General features: G+C 59.2%; 15 protein-coding genes. 10 read left to right on the top strand and 5 right to left on the bottom strand.

Annotation, left to right across the window (positions count from 1 at the left end; translation table 11 throughout):
* Positions 1 to 26: 26 nt before the first annotated feature.
* Complete coding sequence (locus tag AC0YNU_RS24315) at positions 27 to 470, bottom strand: Dps family protein (protein WP_475761272.1); 444 nt, start codon at positions 468 to 470, stop codon at positions 27 to 29.
* Between the two features lie 440 nt (positions 471 to 910).
* Between AC0YNU_RS24315 and AC0YNU_RS24310 the strand changes: the two genes are divergently transcribed.
* The 3 genes from AC0YNU_RS24310 to AC0YNU_RS24300 all read left to right on the top strand — a co-directional run bounded on the left by AC0YNU_RS24310 (position 911) and on the right by AC0YNU_RS24300 (position 3,568).
* Positions 911 to 1,525, top strand: coding sequence for an NAD(P)-dependent oxidoreductase (locus AC0YNU_RS24310; protein ID WP_475761271.1), 615 nt, complete (start codon positions 911 to 913; stop codon positions 1,523 to 1,525).
* An 89-nt stretch (positions 1,526 to 1,614) separates the two neighbouring features.
* Complete coding sequence (galU, locus tag AC0YNU_RS24305; protein WP_475761270.1) at positions 1,615 to 2,493, top strand: UTP--glucose-1-phosphate uridylyltransferase GalU; 879 nt, start codon at positions 1,615 to 1,617, stop codon at positions 2,491 to 2,493.
* A 58-nt stretch (positions 2,494 to 2,551) separates the two neighbouring features.
* The gene (locus tag AC0YNU_RS24300) at positions 2,552 to 3,568 is read left to right on the top strand and encodes a hypothetical protein (protein WP_475761269.1); all 1,017 of its coding nucleotides are present in this window, start codon (positions 2,552 to 2,554) and stop codon (positions 3,566 to 3,568) included.
* Between the two features lie 106 nt (positions 3,569 to 3,674).
* On the opposite strand, the gene AC0YNU_RS24295 is transcribed toward AC0YNU_RS24300, so the two are convergent.
* On the bottom strand, positions 3,675 to 4,139 hold the full coding sequence (locus tag AC0YNU_RS24295; RefSeq protein ID WP_475761268.1) for a hypothetical protein: 465 nt from the start codon (positions 4,137 to 4,139) through the stop codon (positions 3,675 to 3,677).
* A 255-nt stretch (positions 4,140 to 4,394) separates the two neighbouring features.
* Here AC0YNU_RS24295 and AC0YNU_RS24290 point away from each other — a divergent pair, with 255 nt between their 5' ends.
* The 3 genes from AC0YNU_RS24290 to AC0YNU_RS24280 all read left to right on the top strand — a co-directional run bounded on the left by AC0YNU_RS24290 (position 4,395) and on the right by AC0YNU_RS24280 (position 8,101).
* Positions 4,395 to 5,525 carry a substrate-binding domain-containing protein gene (locus AC0YNU_RS24290; protein WP_475761267.1) on the top strand — a complete coding sequence of 377 codons (1,131 nt, stop codon included), beginning with the start codon at positions 4,395 to 4,397 and terminating at the stop codon, positions 5,523 to 5,525.
* A gap of 136 nt (positions 5,526 to 5,661) precedes the next feature.
* Positions 5,662 to 6,357 (top strand): L-ribulose-5-phosphate 4-epimerase, encoded by a 696-nt coding sequence (gene araD / locus AC0YNU_RS24285; protein WP_475761266.1) that lies wholly within the window; start codon positions 5,662 to 5,664, stop codon positions 6,355 to 6,357.
* 67 nt (positions 6,358 to 6,424) lie between these two features.
* Positions 6,425 to 8,101: a ribulokinase gene (locus AC0YNU_RS24280; protein ID WP_475761265.1), complete on the top strand. Its 1,677-nt coding sequence runs from the start codon at positions 6,425 to 6,427 to the stop codon at positions 8,099 to 8,101.
* 265 nt (positions 8,102 to 8,366) lie between these two features.
* Here the strand turns inward: AC0YNU_RS24280 and AC0YNU_RS24275 are convergent, their stop codons facing one another.
* Positions 8,367 to 9,461, bottom strand: coding sequence for a hypothetical protein (locus AC0YNU_RS24275; RefSeq protein WP_475761264.1), 1,095 nt, complete (start codon positions 9,459 to 9,461; stop codon positions 8,367 to 8,369).
* 154 nt (positions 9,462 to 9,615) lie between these two features.
* Here AC0YNU_RS24275 and AC0YNU_RS24270 point away from each other — a divergent pair, with 154 nt between their 5' ends.
* Positions 9,616 to 10,500: an alpha/beta fold hydrolase gene (locus AC0YNU_RS24270; protein WP_475761263.1), complete on the top strand. Its 885-nt coding sequence runs from the start codon at positions 9,616 to 9,618 to the stop codon at positions 10,498 to 10,500.
* Between the two features lie 93 nt (positions 10,501 to 10,593).
* Here the strand turns inward: AC0YNU_RS24270 and AC0YNU_RS24265 are convergent, their stop codons facing one another.
* Both AC0YNU_RS24265 and AC0YNU_RS24260 read right to left on the bottom strand, forming a co-directional pair.
* Positions 10,594 to 12,807, bottom strand: a complete 2,214-nt coding sequence (locus AC0YNU_RS24265; protein ID WP_475761262.1) for a methyl-accepting chemotaxis protein — start codon at positions 12,805 to 12,807, stop codon at positions 10,594 to 10,596.
* Positions 12,808 to 12,996: 189 nt separating this feature from the next.
* A complete protein-coding gene (locus AC0YNU_RS24260) occupies positions 12,997 to 13,605 on the bottom strand; it encodes a superoxide dismutase (RefSeq protein WP_475761261.1) in 609 nt (202 codons plus the stop codon).
* 227 nt (positions 13,606 to 13,832) lie between these two features.
* Here AC0YNU_RS24260 and rfbC point away from each other — a divergent pair, with 227 nt between their 5' ends.
* From rfbC to rfbD, 3 genes are read left to right on the top strand one after another with little or no spacing between them, the layout of a single operon-like run.
* A complete protein-coding gene (gene rfbC, locus AC0YNU_RS24255) occupies positions 13,833 to 14,384 on the top strand; it encodes a dTDP-4-dehydrorhamnose 3,5-epimerase (protein WP_475761260.1) in 552 nt (183 codons plus the stop codon).
* Positions 14,385 to 14,396: 12 nt separating this feature from the next.
* Positions 14,397 to 15,431 carry a dTDP-glucose 4,6-dehydratase gene (gene rfbB, locus AC0YNU_RS24250; protein WP_475761259.1) on the top strand — a complete coding sequence of 345 codons (1,035 nt, stop codon included), beginning with the start codon at positions 14,397 to 14,399 and terminating at the stop codon, positions 15,429 to 15,431.
* Positions 15,428 to 16,288: a dTDP-4-dehydrorhamnose reductase gene (rfbD, locus tag AC0YNU_RS24245; protein WP_475761258.1), complete on the top strand. Its 861-nt coding sequence runs from the start codon at positions 15,428 to 15,430 to the stop codon at positions 16,286 to 16,288. The genes rfbB and rfbD overlap by 4 nt, the downstream gene beginning before the upstream one ends.
* Positions 16,289 to 16,366: the final 78 nt, after the last annotated feature.

Genomic DNA, 16,366 nt, shown 5'->3' with positions numbered 1-16,366 from the left:
CTCTTGGTGGGGTAGTTAAAGGTTGATTATTGACCGTTGAACGCTTTGAGCATCCACGTGTGTTTCTCGATGGATTTATGAATAGCCAGCAGCAGATCGCCTGTCGTTTCGTCTCCGGCTGCTTCCGCGGCTTCCATGCCTTCCTTCAGCTCGGCGGCAACGTTCGTGAAGTCCGCGATCAAGGTTTCCACCATTTCGCCCGCGGATTCTTTGCCCGTCGCTTCTTTGACGCTGGAATATTCCAAGTGTTCGGCCATCGTCGCGTAAGGCGCGCCGCCGATTGTCAGCAAGCGCTCGGCGATGTCGTCGACGTGCAGCGTCGCCTCTTCGTAGAGCTCTTGGAATTTCACGTGCAGCGTGAAGAACTGGCTGCCTTTTACATACCAGTGATAGTTGTGCAGCTTGATGTAGAGTACGCTCCAGGTCGAGATTTGTTTGTTCAGAACGGATTGCAGTTTTTTGGTCGGCATGATCGACAGCTCCCTTTTAATAAGATAGATTACTTGCACGTTCAATGTCTGCTCGCGCTCGGGCGAGCACGCCGGCGTTCGGCTGATATTGGCCCGTTCGCCAGGGATACCCATCTATTTTGCCGAAGCGCCCGCCGAAATAATCACGGCATCTGCAGCTTGCGCTTCCGGCAGCCAGATTGGACGTCCGGCAAGCTGGCGACTGTACCCGGCACAAGCCTTAAAATGACTGCCGCTAGCCTGCAGAACCCCAACCTACGTTAACTATCATTCCCATAGGCGGCTTCCCTTCCTCTCATTAAACAAGACGATTGGACTTGAAACTAATTAATAATAACTACTAAATTAAAATTATTATAAATAAGGCCGAATGTCAAGTGTCATTGCTTGAATTCTTCAAGCATGTTACGGTAGCTTCAATAGGATGGAGGCGTGCAGGAATGAGGATCGTTGTGTTCGGTGCGGGAGGCAGAACAGGACGTCTGGTCGTGCAGCAGGCTTTGGAGCAGGGACATCTCGTGACGGCGTTCCTGCGCGCTTCGCATCGTTGGGATTTATCTCATGCCGGCCTGCGTCTCGTCCGGGGAGACGCAAGCGACGTGGCTGCTGCTGCCGCTGCCATTGCCGGCCAGGATGCCGTTATTTCATGTCTCGGCACCAGGCGCTGGAAACGAGGAAGACAGCTCTCGGATTCGGCGGGTAGCATCATCGCAGGCATGCAGCGACATGGCGTGGCCCGAATCAGTTACTTGGCTTGCGCCGGCATCCATGGCGAAATATCCGGCCTCTCCGGAATCGCCGCCCGGCTGCTGCGGCTCCGCGCGCTCGCGGACCATCGCCGCGCGGCGGACGCGCTGGCAGCGAGCGGGCTGGATTGGACGATCGCCCGTCCGATCCGATTCTCGGGGTGGCGGCTGAGAGGCGATTATTTGGAAGCGCGGCAGGGCGTTCCAAGCGGCAAGTCGCGAATCTCGCGGGCGGATACGGCTCATTTTCTGCTGCGGACGCTGAAGAATCCGCTATACAGCCGTCAGTCGATCGGACTGAGCTATTAACGCATGACGGAAGCACGGCAGGCGTGCAAAGCAACCGCTGCCGTATAAAACGAGGCAAACTGGCCAAAACAGAAGAGAGAGGGCACATTATGGATCGAACACAGAAGCGGGTTCGCAAGGCCATCATACCGGCAGGCGGTCTCGGTACGCGTTTCCTGCCGGCTACGAAAGCACAGCCCAAGGAAATGCTGCCGATCATCGACAAGCCGGCGATTCAGTATATCGTCGAAGAAGCGGTCGCTTCCGGGATAGAGAGCATCATGATCGTGACGGGCCGCAACAAGCGGGCGATCGAGGACCATTTTGACAAGTCGTACGAATTGGAAGCGGAGCTGGAGGCGCATGGCAAAGCGGAGATGCTGGAGCTGGTCAGAAGCATCTCGCATTTGGCGGAGATCGTCTATACCCGGCAGGGCGCGCCGCTTGGTCTTGGCCATGCGGTGCTGTGCGCTCGCCGATTCGTGGGCGACGAGCCGTTCGCCGTGCTGCTCGGCGACGATATTTTGCAAGGCGGGAAGCCTGCGACCGCGCAGATGATCGAGCTCTACCGGGAGCGGCAATCATCGGTGGTGGCCGTTATGGAGGTGCCGTGGGATCAGACGCATAAATACGGCATCGTCGATTTGCGTGAAAGCGGCGGAGGCAGCGTGCGCGGTTTCGTGGAGAAGCCGTCGCCCGGCGAAGCGCCTTCCAATCTGGCCATTGTCGGCCGTTACGTGTTGGAGCCCGGCATTTTCGACCTGCTTGAGCATGCCGTTCCCGGCAAAGGCGGAGAGATTCAACTGACGGACAGTCTGCAGCGGCTTCACCAGACGAACCCGATGACCGCGTTCCGGTTCGAAGGCCAGCGTTACGATGTCGGGGACAAGCTCGGTTTCGTCCAGGCGACGATCGATCTTGCGCTTCGCCGCGAAGACTTGGCTGACGACGTGCGACAATATATGATCGAGCGCTTAAAACAGGATTAGCGAGGCGAGGGCTGCATGAATCACCGCGTCCTCGTCGGCAGAAGGCGAGGATGTACGGTTGAACAAGAAACGAAAGCAGCAATACCGCCGCTTCTTCCTTACGGCAGCGGTGCTGATCGTATTAGGGGCCGCGACGGGGTATTGGATGAGCCGCTACGCGGACATCGATTTGCCGGCAAGTACCGTGGAGTCGGACAAGCCCGGGGAGCATGCGCATCATGATGCCATGGACGGCGATATCGATTTGGACAGCGTTATGGATATAGATATGGATATGGATATGGAAGACGGACAGAACGGTACCGCGGCGAGCGCGGAGCATGGAAGTCGGCAAGGCGATGCGGATGGTAGGAGCCAAGCAGCGGGAACGGAAACGGCGGACCATGTGGAATGGACATGGCCAGGCGGCGTGCCGGAAGCCGGGGAGACCGGAAAACTGCGCATAGCGGTAACGAACGGAGCAGGCGAGCCCGAAGCGGGGCTGCAGGTCAACCACGAGAAGCTGCTGCATCTCATTCTCGTCAGTCAAGGACTCGCGACGTTCATGCATCTGCATCCGGCGGAGACGGACCAACCCGGCGTGTTCGAGGTCCCGGTGACGTTTCCGTCGCCCGGCCGGTACAAGCTCATCGCGGATTTCAAGCCGCAGAGCGGCGGGCAGCAATGGCAGAGTGCCTGGGTGCAGGCAGGCGGTGCGGGAACGAGGCAATCGGAGCCGGCGCTGACAGAAGATAAGAAGCTGGAGCACGGCGCCGGCGGCATGTCGGTTGCATTATCGTTCGGGCAAGCGCCAAAGGCTGGCGAAGCGACGGAGCTTACGTTTACATTCGCCGAAGGCGCAGCCGGCGGAGCGCCGGTCCGCGATCTGCAGCCGTATCTAGGCGCGGCGGGGCATGTCGTCATTATGGATGCCGAAGCCAAGCAGTATCTGCACGTGCATGCCATGGATCAAGCAAGCGGCCCGACGGCAAGGTTCCACGCGACGTTTCCGGAGAAGGGCCTGTACAAAATATGGGGCCAGTTTCAGCGGAACGGCCGCGTCGTCACCGTTCCTTTCGTGGTGGAGGTTAGCTAGCCGCTCATGCGTGCGCCAAAAAGCTTGAAATGAATAAAGCGGCAGCCCTGGACGATCTTCCGGGACTGTCGCTTTTTTGCGGGAAATGAAGGCGGGGTCCAGTCGATCACAGCTGCTCAACCGCTGCTTTTATAGATGCATCCAATTTCGGTTGTGCCTTGGACGTGGACCAATAGATCGCGAGCATGTTCCCTTTCTGGTATAGAGAAGGATAGGTCGTGAAAACGGCGTTTTCCATCTGCTTCGCGAATTCCGTCGCGCCCGCCTGCCGGGCTTTTTTTGTACCGAAAATATAAATATAGACCATCTCAGAAGCGGTTTGGTTGACGGATGTTTCCTTGTCCGTGTCCTTGTCCGTGTCCGTGTTCGTGTCCTTGTCGATGTCCTCCACATCGGGAACGACGTTTTGCAGCATCCGCAAGTCGCCCGCGATACCGTATTGCCCGAGCCGTAAATGCTGAGCGGCCATGGCGCTTTTCACATCCTGCAGGCTGTACGACTTCTCGCGCAGCGAGCACCCGGATAACATACTCCAAGCAATGAGGATGAAGATGGCAGGTTTGAGATTCATCGGCGTACTTCCTCCTTTAACGAATGGAACTGTTTCGATGCGCAAGCAACTGCGGATTCATTTATTCCATATTTTTACTATATAGACGCGTTCGGAACGCAAAGGTTGCTGCTAGCTCCTGATCTTCGACGGAGGCAAACTTCCTTCGGTGCTGCAGGCTGTGCAAGCATGTTGCCTGTATGTACGTACAAGTTGAGCGTATGCTATACTATTTCCATACAAGTTAACGGAAAGCAAGAGAGAACGAGGTGCCGAGTGAAGGAACAGCCAACGCCCAAATATCAGCAATTGAAAGAAGAAATCATGTCCTGGATCGCCAAAGCGGAGTTTAAGCCCCATGACAAGCTTCCGTCGGAGAACGAGATCGCCGGCCGATTCGGCTTCAGCCGCCAAACCGTCCGCCAGGCGCTCGGGGAATTGGAGTCGGAAGGCTGGCTGTATCGTTCCCAGGGCAAAGGAACGTTCGTCGCCGAGGCGGAGCGAAGCCAAAGCATGACGGAGACGCAGCAGAAGCTGACGGTCGGCGTGATGACGACGCACATCTCGGATTATATATTCCCCAAAATCCTGCGCGGCGTGGAATCAGCGCTGCGGCTTCACGGGGCTCGGATGCTCCTGGCAAGCACGGATAACGAGAAGGAGCGGGAGCGGGAAAGTTTGGCCTCCATGCTGCTGCAGCAGCAGCTCGGGGGGCTGATCATCGAGCCGACGAAGAGCGCGGAGGGCAATCCGAACCTGGATTATTTTCTGGCGCTGGAAGCGAGGAAAATCCCGTTCGTGATGCTCAATGGCCGCTATAGCGATCTGGATGCGCCATGCGTGCGGGTGGACGATGAACTGGGCGGTTACCGCGCGGCGGAGCATCTCGTGAAGCTGGGCCACCGGCGGATCGCCGGCTTCTTCAAGACGGATGATTTCCAAGGCGTCGACCGGATGCGGGGCTTCATGCGCTGCCTGCGGGAGCGGAAGCTGACGCTGCAGCCGGACTTTCTCGTCCGCTACGCGACGGAGGAGAAGCGGACGAAGCCGGCGGATGCGCTTGCGGAGCTGCTGCGACGGGATCCGGCGGAGCGGCCGACCGCGATCGTTTGCTATAACGACGAGCTGGCCGTACGTCTGCTGGACGTCGTTCGGCTGAATGGCATGACGGTGCCGGCCGACCTGTCGATGGTCGGCTTCGACGATGCGAATTTGGCGACGGCGACGGAAGTGAAGCTGACGACCTTGGAGCATCCCAAGACAAGGATGGGCGAGGATGCCGTGGCGCTGCTCATGAAGCTGATGAACGAGCGTGGCGCCCGCGAGACGGCAGGGGATCTCGTGTACGATCCGAAGATCATCGTTCGCCAGTCGACAGGTCCAGTGTCGGATAGGGCGGCAAATTAAGGCGTGACACACTTGTACGTACAAGTTATAATATAGACGAATATGAGGTTGCGACGGGGTTACGGCGAGGGCTGACGAGGGAAGGAATCGTTCCCGGCAGCGCCGGGCCTCATGGATAGCGGAGAGGAGAATGCTCATGCTGGAACAATTGAAGCAAGCCGTCTGGGAAGCCAATATGGACTTGCCCAAGCACGGCCTTGTCACGTTTACGTGGGGAAACGTAAGCGGCATCGACCGCGAAAGCGGGCTTGTCGCGATCAAGCCGAGCGGCGTGCCGTACGAGGAGCTGCAGGCGGATCAGATCGTCATCGTCGACTTGGATGGGAATGTCGTGGAGGGCAGCCTGCGTCCGTCTTCCGATACGCCGACGCATGTCGCGCTGTACCGGGCGTTCGAAGGCATCGGCGGGATCGTCCACACGCATTCGCCATGGGCGACGAGCTGGGCGCAGGCCGGTCGGGCCATTCCGGCGCTGGGCACGACGCACGGGGATTATTTTTACGGCGAAATTCCATGCACGCGTCCGATGACGGAGAGCGAGATTACGGGGGCTTACGAGCTCGAGACCGGGAATGTGCTCATCGAGACGTTCCGCGAGCGAGGCATTGATCCGAATCAAGTGCCTGCCGCGCTCGTCTACAGTCATGCGCCGTTCTGCTGGGGCAAGGATGCGCATAATGCGGTCCATAATGCCGTCGTCGTGGAAGAAGTGGCCAAGATGGCGCTCCACACGTTTCAATTGAATCCGAACGTGCAGCCGATGGACCAGCATCTGCTCGATCGCCACTACTTGCGCAAGCACGGCAAGAACGCTTATTACGGGCAAAAGTAAGCGATTGCAAGCGAAACAGGCCGGCAAGCGCCGGTTCGGGAATTCAAAATTTGGGAGGAGCCTATTCATGACGCATAAATATGCCATTGGCGTGGATTACGGAACGGAGTCCGGACGGGCGGTGCTGGTGCGCTTATCCGACGGCGCGGAAATCGCGGAGCATGTGACGCCTTACCGACATAATGTCATCGACGAGCGTTTGCCCGAGAGCGGCTTGAAGCTGGAGCACGATTGGGCGCTGCAGCATCCGCGCGATTATATCGAGGTGTTGGAGCAGTCCGTTCCGGCCGTCGTACGGGAGTCCGGCATAGATCCGGTCGAGATCATCGGCCTTGGCATCGATTTCACGGCTTGCACGATGCTGCCGATCGACGAAGCGGGCCAGCCGCTGTGCTTCGATCCTGCCTACCGTGAGAACCCGCACAGCTGGGTGAAGCTGTGGAAGCACCACGCGGCGCAGGACGAGGCCAATCGGATCAACGAAACGGCGGCAGCGCGCGGCGAAAGCTTCCTTCCCCGCTACGGCGGCAAAATTTCCTCCGAGTGGATGCTGGCGAAGGTATGGCAGATCCTGAACGAGGCGCCGGACATTTACGAGACGGCGGATCAGTTCGTCGAAGCGACGGATTGGGTCGTCGGTCAAATGACGGGCAACATCGTGCGCAACAGCTGCACGGCGGGCTACAAAGCCGTATGGCATAAGCAGGACGGCTATCCGAACCGCGAATTCCTGAAAGCGCTCGATCCGAAGCTGGAGGACCTGGCGGAAACGAAGCTGCGCGGCAGCGTGCTGCCGCTGGGTACCAAAGCGGGCGAGCTGACGACCGAGATGGCGTCCCGCATGGGGCTGGTTGCGGGGACGGCGATCGCCGTCGGCAACGTCGATGCGCACGCGGCCGTCCCGGCCGTCGGCGTCGTTACGCCGGGCAAGCTCGTCATGGCGATGGGTACCTCGATTTGCCATATGCTGCTGGGCTCCGAGGAGAAGCAGGTCGAAGGCATGTGCGGCGTCGTGGAAGACGGCATCATTCCGGGCTATTTCGGCTATGAAGCGGGCCAATCGGCGGTCGGCGATATTTTCGCCTGGTACGTCGATGAGGCGGTTCCGGCCTATGTGGTTGAAGCTGCGCAGAGCGAAGGCATCAACGTGCATGAATGGTTGGAAAAGCATGCTTCGGAGCTGAACGTCGGCGAATCCGGCCTGCTGGCGCTCGATTGGTGGAACGGCAACCGTTCCGTGCTCGTCGATACCGATTTGACGGGCATGATTCTCGGCTTGACGCTGCTCTCGAAGCCGCAGGAAGTGTACCGCTCCTTGCTGGAAGCGACGGCGTTCGGCACGCGCAAAATCGTCGATGCCTTCCACGGCAACGGCGTCGAAGTGAACGAGCTGTATGCCTGCGGCGGCTTGCCGCAGAAGAACCGCCTGCTGATGCAGATCTACGCGGACGTCACGAACCGCGAGATCAAAGTCGCTGCTTCCAAGCAAACGCCGGCGCTTGGCGCGGCCATGTTCGGCGCTGTGGCAGCCGGAGCCGCCAAAGGTGGTTACGACAGCGTCGTGGACGCCGCTGCCGCGATGGGACGCGTTCGCGAGGAGACGTTCAAGCCGATTCCGGCGAACGTTGCGGTCTACGAGAAGCTGTACGCGGAATACAATCTGCTTCACGATTATTTCGGCCGCGGCGCGAACGACGTGATGAAGCGTCTGAAAGCGATCAAGGAAGAGGCGAGCGCGCACTGATAACGGGGCGGGGCTGACAAGTTAATGCGGGATGAATAAGCCGAAGCAGAGCTAACAAGCCGATGCGGCATGAATAAGTCGAAGCATAGCTAACAAGCCGAATCAGCGTTAATAGGTCTTATCGTATACTCATTTTTGCTCAAATACAGATCGCCCGCAGCCATGGTGGCCGCGGGCGATTTTTTCGTTCCGGTATTCGTTGTGTTTTCGTTCTGGTTTCGAACCGGTGTCGTTCTTGCCTTGTTGCGTAATCGCCGGGCAAGCGTTACTGCTCTTCTTCCTCGAGGCGCAGAATTTGCTCGAAGTTGTTCTCGACTTGACCGGAGAGCGGCAGCGCGTGCTGCTCATCGCCGCGCAGCACGCGAACGATCAGTTCCAGGCCGACGGAATCGCCGTTGTGAACCGGCAGATTCAGCAGCGTCTGCGGAATCGGACGTCCGTTCAGGCGGAGAATGGCTTCCACGCTGCCGGTGACCGCGACGCCGTTCACGGATATGATGCGTCCGTTATTGCTGAAGCGGACGACGCCGGTAGAAGCCAGCGCCTGGCCGACGTTCATGCCGGGGAAATGCCGGATCGTGTAAGCATTCGTGATCCACGGGAAGAAGTTGCCGCCGTTGATGACGACCCTTACGAATCCGAAGCCAGGCTGAGGGAACGGTCCGGGTCCGGGAATCGGGATTGGAATCGGAATCGGGAACGGACCCGGGAACGGAGGGAATGGCCCAGGGAACGGCGGAGGCGGTGGCGGGAAGCCTCCGCCCGGACCGCCAGGGAAGCCAGGGCCGCCAGGACCGCCCGGACCGCCGGGAAAGCCAGGGCCACCCGGACCGCCAGGGAAGCCAGGGCCACCCGGACCGCCGGGGAAGCCAGGGCCGCCCGGACCGCCAGGGAAGCCAGGGCCGCCCGGACCGCCAGGGAAGCCAGGGCCACCCGGACTACCGGGGCCACCAGGGCCGCCTGGACCGCCAGGGAAGCCAGGGCCACCCGGACCGCCGGGGAAGCCAGGGCCGCCCGGACTACCGGGGCCACCAGGGCCGCCCGGACCGCCGGGAAAGCCAGGGCCACCCGGACCGCCGGGGAAGCCAGGGCCACCCGGACCGCCAGGGAAGCCAGGGCTGCCGCCTGGACCGCCAGGGAAGCCAGGGGTGCCCCCTGGACCGCCAGGGAAGCCAGGGCCTCCACCCGGACCGCCAGGGAAGCCGGGGCTGCCGCCTGGACCGCCGGGGAAGCCGGGGCTGCCGCCTGGACCGCCGCCCGGACCGCCGGGGAATAACCCCCTTGGTCCTTTGCAGCCGCAATCCGCATACCGCTCGTAATAACCAGCGGGCGCGCCGGAAACATACGTGTAACGAGTCATGGATCAAACTCCTTTATTGGCTTTCAAGGATAGGTGAATATCTCGGTTCAGCTTATGCGGCAGGAGCCTATCCGGTGTTTCGATTTCTCAACTTCACGACTATCCCTGCGGGAGGCGGTATACAAATAGGTAGGGGCGAAAGGAGGCCGAAACGGTGGGTTTTTATATCGAAGTGGAACCAGGCGTGAAGCTGTTCGTCGAGGACGTCGGCCAAGGAAGACCGGTCGTCTTCATCCACGGCTGGCCGGTGAACCGACGCATGTGGGAATACCAGACGAGCGTCGTGCCCGTGGAAGGCGGCTATCGCTGCATTCGGATCGATCTGCGCGGTTTCGGCAATTCCGATGCGCCGCTCCATGGGTACACGTACAATCGGATGTCCGACGATATCCGGATCGTCGTGGAGGCGCTTGGCTTGCAAAACGCTACGCTTGTCGGCTTTTCGATGGGCGGCGCGGTCAGCATCCGGTACATGACGCGCCATGCCGCGCGCAGGATGCGAGGGCTGGTGCTGGCCGCCGCTGCGGCGCCGTCGATGACCAGGCGTCCGGGTTACCCATACGGCAAGCCTGCTGCCGAATACGATGCGATCATACGAGCCCTCCGAACCGACCGGCCGAAGACGACGGCGGACTTCGGCGCAGGCTTCTTCCATAAGCCCGTCAGCGAGCCGTTTCGTGATTGGTTCAACGGGCTTGGCTTTGAAGCCTCCTCCTATGGCGCAATCCAGGGGATGGAAGCGCTGCGCGACGAGGATTTGCGCGGCGACTTGGCGCTTATTCGCGTGCCGACGACGATACTGCACGGCAAGCTTGACCTGATCGTCCCGTTCGAACTGGGCAAGCTGCAGCAGCAGGGGATCAAAAATTCCGTTCTGATCCCGTTCGAAGAGAGCGGGCATGGCTTGTTCTACGACGAGCGGGAGAAGTTCGACCGCGAGCTGCTGAAGGCGTTGAAGTCGCACGCGCCTCCGCCATCACCGCCGCCATCATCCACAAGTTCACAGCAAGCTTCGCAGTCCCCGGAGTCTCCCCAGTGATCATGGATTTCGGATATGTAAAAATAAGGGTAACCGGCGCTCGGCCGGTTACCCTTATTCTTATTCAAATGCCGCTACGGCCTCTATATCCGTCTACCGCCGCCGCGCCTCGCTCAGTCTGAACTGTCCGACGAGCTGCTGCAGGAATGCCGTTATCGCCTCGACATGGTTAGAAGTGTGGCGGACGTGGTTGAAGTCGCCAAGCAGCTCCTGCACGTTGCCTTCCACCTCCGTGGAGATCCGGCGGTTCTGCTTGCTGACGAGGGCGATCTTCTCCATGATGGCGACGACCTCGTCGATGATCTGCGATTTCAACGAGTCATCCTCGTGCGTGCCCCGCAGAATCTCCGATGCCGCCGCGACGAGCGCCGTACCTTCGGCTACGACCCGCGTGCCTTCCGCCATCGTAGCCGTGGCCCGCTGCGCGTTCACGTAGATATGCTGGACGATGCCATGCACCTCTTCGGTCGAGCGGCGGGTCGAATCCGCGAGCTTCTTGATCTCGGAGGCGACGACGGCGAAGCCTTTGCCCTGCTCGCCGACCCGTGCCGCCTCGATGGAGGCATTCAGCGCCAGCAGATGGGTCTGCGACGAGATTTCCTCGATGACGCCAAGCACGCTGCGAATCTCGCCCGTCGTCACCATGAACGCCTCGATGGAACGGTTCGTCTCGGATACGCGCTCCGCGATCTGCTCCATCTTGTCCCCGATGCGGACAAGCTCTCCCTGCGCGACGCCGATGTTCGCGGAGGCCTTGTCCTCCAGCAGCCGCAGCGTTTCCCGCATCTCGCCGGCGACGTCCTTCGCGATGTCGATATCCTTCAGCTGGCTGCGAATGCTGAGGATCATGTCGTTGATTTTGCCGCTTACCCGTTCCGTCGTGCCCGCGGTGGCGCCGGTCGTCTCCAGCAGCACCCGCTGATTGGTCAGCACGTCCGCGGAGGCCAGTTTTACCTGAAGCATGACGCCTTCCAAGGAATCGATCATATTGTTGATCCATTTGGCCAGCTCGCGCGTCTCGTTATTCGCGAACGATCCCGTGTCCAGCCGCTGCGTCAGATCGCCTTTGCCCTCCGCGTTGATGCGGATAAAACGATTGAGCCGCCGCATCTGGCGCGCGGTCTCGCGATTGCCGCCGCGGTCCAGCGACCAGACCATGGCGAGGCCGAACAATAGATTGAAGACGCCGACGATAACGGCTCCGAGGACGGGCATGTCGTTCGTGAACATGAAGTAGGCGAGGAGGGTTCCGATCGCCCCCAGGCCGGCCAGCCAGCCAATCGAATGACGGAACTGCGTCCACCGGATGCTGCGGATCCGGTACACTTCCTCCAAGTCGCCCTCGCACATCATGCCCCACACGTCCGGGCAGTGCGGCAGCTGGAACGTGACGCCTTTGCCGATGACGGGAATGTGTCGGTAGTCGGAATAGCCGGGGAAGCCGACGAAGAGGTTGCTGCCATTGCGAATCGTGTTCGCGACGCCGGGATGCAATTCACCGGTCGCGGGATCGGTGAACATGAGCTCAAGCTCCGTATGCTCCTTGACGGATACCGTGCCCCAGTCCGTGGAGACGCCGTCCTTCAAATTCTCGCCGTGCGTGAAGGTGCGATCCTCGAACCGGCTGCGCGACAAGGCGGTTCCGGGCGCGATCTCTGTATGGAGCCGCGGCTTCGCCATGAACAAATAGTTGTCGCCGGAATCGGAATACACATGGCCGGATTCCCGTTGGATCAGATCGCCGATCACATCGTTCGGCACCCGTCCGCAGAGCGCGCCTTGCCATTCGCCGCCCCGTATGACGGGGGAGATGAAGAGCAGCGTCATTTTGTCGTGAAAGGAAGAGGTGCTTGGTCCGAGCTTCAGCGTCCAGGGGTCGGCGTACGGTCCGAACAGGCATTTACGCGCGTCTGCCGTGCCTTTAGCATAGGTAAGTCCAGCTGCGATCAAGCTGCCGGAGCCGTACTTCTCACCTACGTGGCGCATGTCAGTCGAGCAAGTTACGCTGCCTTCGCGATCCAACAGGAAGATTTCGGAGAAATCCGCAGCGCGCGTTCGCGTCTCAGAGAACATGGGAGCAAGGATGGAACTGTCCAACGTTACGACACCTGCAACGTTTTCCTTCGACATTTGCGTCAGCAGGCGGTCGAGATGATCCCAATATTCCGTCGTCCATGCTTGAAGCAGATCCATCCGCGTATCCGCGATGCCCTCGAAAATATCCGCGACATCCGCTTCCGTCTCGGCATTGAGCTTGTGCGACCACCAAAGCGGCAGCCCTTTTCGAAATCCGAGCCAATCAAACATCAGGCATCCCCCACCTTTAGTTATCCGTTATATGGAAGGAATTATAACATGAATATTCGGAAAAATGGAGACTTTTGTCGGATTTATTGGGATTATGCGAAATAATGTTAGGTATTTAGACATAAGTATTAAAAACAAAACAAAAAAGACCTCCACGCCGCAGCGCGAAGGTCCTCTTCAAAACGATTCTTATTTAGCAGCGTCGTAGCGTTTGCCGACTTCTGCCCAGTTTACGACGTTCCAGAACGCCGCGATGTAGTCAGGGCGTTTGTTTTGGTATTTCAGGTAGTAAGCGTGCTCCCATACGTCCAGACCCAGAAGCGGAGTGTCGCCTTCCATGATCGGGCTGTCTTGGTTAGGCAGGCTGTATACTTTCAATTTGCCGTTGCTCAGCGCAAGGAACGCCCAGCCGCTGCCGAAGCGAGTCGTTGCCGCTTTTGCGAAATCGGCTTTGAATTGCTCCAAGCCGCCAAGCTCGCTAGCGATCGCGTCTGCAAGAGCGCCAGTAGGTTCGCCGCCAGCGTCCGGTCCGATTGTTTCCCAGAACAGGGAGTGGTTCGCATGGCCGCCGCCGTTGTTGCGGACAGCTGTACGGATTGCTTCAGGTACGCTGCTCAGATCGGCAATGAGGTCTTGAACGGATTTGCTTTGCAGCTCGGAAGCGGATTCCAGAGCGGCATTCAGGTTCGTGACGTAAGCGTTATGGTGACGGTCGTGGTGAATCATCATCGTCGTTTCGTCGATATGCGGTTCAAGAGCATTGTTTGCGTAAGGCAAAGCGGGCAGTTGGTGTGCCATTAGTCAAAAACCTCCTAATAATATGTAGTCGAGATCATGTCCATTATCTCTGTTCCTGACCAATAAATCAACATTAATGTTTGTAAAGTCGGCATGGACATGGACTGTCATCTAGCATGAACCATTCCGCGGCTTCCCATACGGCAAAAATAGACTAGGCCAAGCTCGAAGCAAAGCGGCTCCCGTCGGAATATACATAAGTACTATCGTTGAAATGGGTGAGTCATGTGATTGTGTCCGATACGAAATTGCCCGGCGTGAAGGTGATCGAACCCGCTTGCTTCCAGGATGAACGCGGATTTTTCATGGAGAGCTACAACTGCCTGCGGCTGCTCGAGCATGGGATAACGCACCTGTTCATTCAGGATAACCATTCCTTGTCCGTGCTGCCCGGCACGCTGCGGGGGCTGCACTACCAGCTGGAACCGAGCGCGCAGACGAAGCTGGTCAGGGTCGTGGCGGGAAGCATCTTCGACGTCGCCGTCGATATTCGCCGCGGATCGCCGACATTCGGCCGGTGGGAAGGCTTCGAGCTCTCGGCGGGCAATAAGAAGCAGCTGCTCGTCCCGCGCGGATTCGCGCACGGCTTCATCACCTTGGAGGCCAATACGGAAGTGTGCTATAAAGTCGACGCCGCTTATTCGCAGCAAGATGATCGCGGCATTGCGTGGAACGATCCGGAGATCGGCATCACGTGGCCGCTGGAACCGGCTGTTTTATCGGCGAAGGATGCGAAGCATCCGCTGCTCCGCGACGCGGAGATCCATTTTACTTATTGAGGTGAAGACAGCGTGAAATTGTTGATTACGGGCGGAGCGGGCTTCATTGGAAGCAACTTCGTACATTACATGCGAAAGAAGCATCCTGCCTATACGCTCCTGAACGTGGATGCGTTAACGTACGCAGGTAATTTAACCAATTTGGAAGGAATTGAATCGACTTCGGAGGGCGGCGGCTATCGGTTCGTTAAGGGCGATATTCGGGACCGGTCCGCGATGGAGCCGCTATTTGAAGCGGGCGTGGACGCCGTGATCAACTTTGCCGCGGAATCCCATGTGGACCGAAGCATCGCGCAGCCGGACATCTTCGTGACGACGAATATCGTCGGTACGCATACGCTGCTCGAACTGGCAAGAGCGTACCGGGTCGATAAATTCGTTCAGATCTCGACTGACGAGGTGTACGGCACGCTTGGCGATACGGGCCTCTTCAGCGAAACGACGCCGCTGTCGCCAAACAGCCCGTACTCGGCGAGCAAGGCGTCGGCGGATCTGCTCGTGCGGGCGTATCACGAGACGTACGGCATGAACGTCAACATTACCCGCTGCTCCAACAATTACGGTCCCTATCAGTTTCCGGAGAAGCTGATTCCCCTGATGATCGCGCAGGCGCTGCAGGATAAGCCGCTGCCGGTGTACGGCGACGGGCTGAACGTGCGCGACTGGCTCTACGTGGAGGATCATTGCAGCGCGATCGATCTCGTGCTGCACGGCGGAGTGCCGGGAGAGACGTACAACGTCGGCGGTCGCAACGAGCGGACGAATCTGCAGGTCGTGGCGACGATTCTAGAGGCGCTCGGCAAGCCGGCTTCGCTCATACGGCATGTAGCGGATCGGCTCGGCCATGACCGCCGCTACGCGATCGACGCGGACAAAATCCGCAGGGAGCTGGGCTGGCAGCCGCAATTCCCGTATGAACGCGGAATCCGAGCGACGATCGAATGGTACGCGGGTCATCCCGAATGGATGGAGCGAATCGCGACAGGCGCCTATCGCAGCTTGAACGCTGGCGAGACGGCCGACAACAAGGAGCTGGACAACACATGACAACAAGACCGATGCGCATTATTGTCACAGGGGCCGACGGTCAGCTCGGCCGGGAGCTGGTCCAGCTGCCGGGACTGGCGGAGAAAAATATCCACATCCTCGGATTCGGACGGGGCGGATTGGACGTGACGAGCCTGCAGAGCTGCCGCGAGGCCGTCAAGCGCTATCAGGCGGATGCCGTCATTCACTGCGCGGCGTATACGGCCGTCGACAAGGCGGAGACGGAGCCGGATCTCGCGCACCGCATCAATGCGGAGGGAACGCGCAATATTGCGCTTGCAGCCCGCGAATTCGGCGCGAAGCTGATTTGCGTCAGCACCGATTACGTATTCGAAGGGACGGCGTCCCAGCCGTATAAGGAAAGCGACGAGACGAATCCGCGCACGGTTTACGGCCGTACCAAGCTCGCCGGAGAGCAGGAGGCGCTGAAGGTAGGCGGCAAAGTATTCATCGTGCGCACGTCCTGGGTATACGGCCGGTACGGGCGCAATTTCGTCCAAACCATCTCCGAGCTCGCGAAGACGAGGGATGAAATCCAGGTCGTCAAGGATCAAATCGGTTCGCCGACCTATACGCTGGACTTGGCGGAATTCCTCGTTCAGCTCGCGCGGACGGAGGAATACGGCATTTATCATGCGTCCGGCAGCGGAGTATGCTCCTGGTACCAATTCGCGCAGGCGATCCTGGAGGAGATCGGCGCGAAGAACGTGAAGCTGGTTCCCTGCACGACGGCGGATTTCCCGCGTCCTGCGCCTCGCCCGGCGTATTCGGTGCTGCAGCATGGCGAAATCCAGCGGAAGGGGCTCAAGGATCTACGGCACTGGCGGGCAGCGCTGACGGCGTATATGCGGGGATAAAGCACGGCTACGCGGTGCTTTATCCCTAGTATGGAAGATTATATCGGCGAAGATTGTTGAAAGCGCTTAAATTTAAGC

The sequence above is a fragment of the Paenibacillus sp. J31P316 genome (assembly GCF_056269105.1).
Note: the sequence above shows the minus strand (reverse complement) of the source record. Positions and strands in the feature narration are given on the sequence as shown.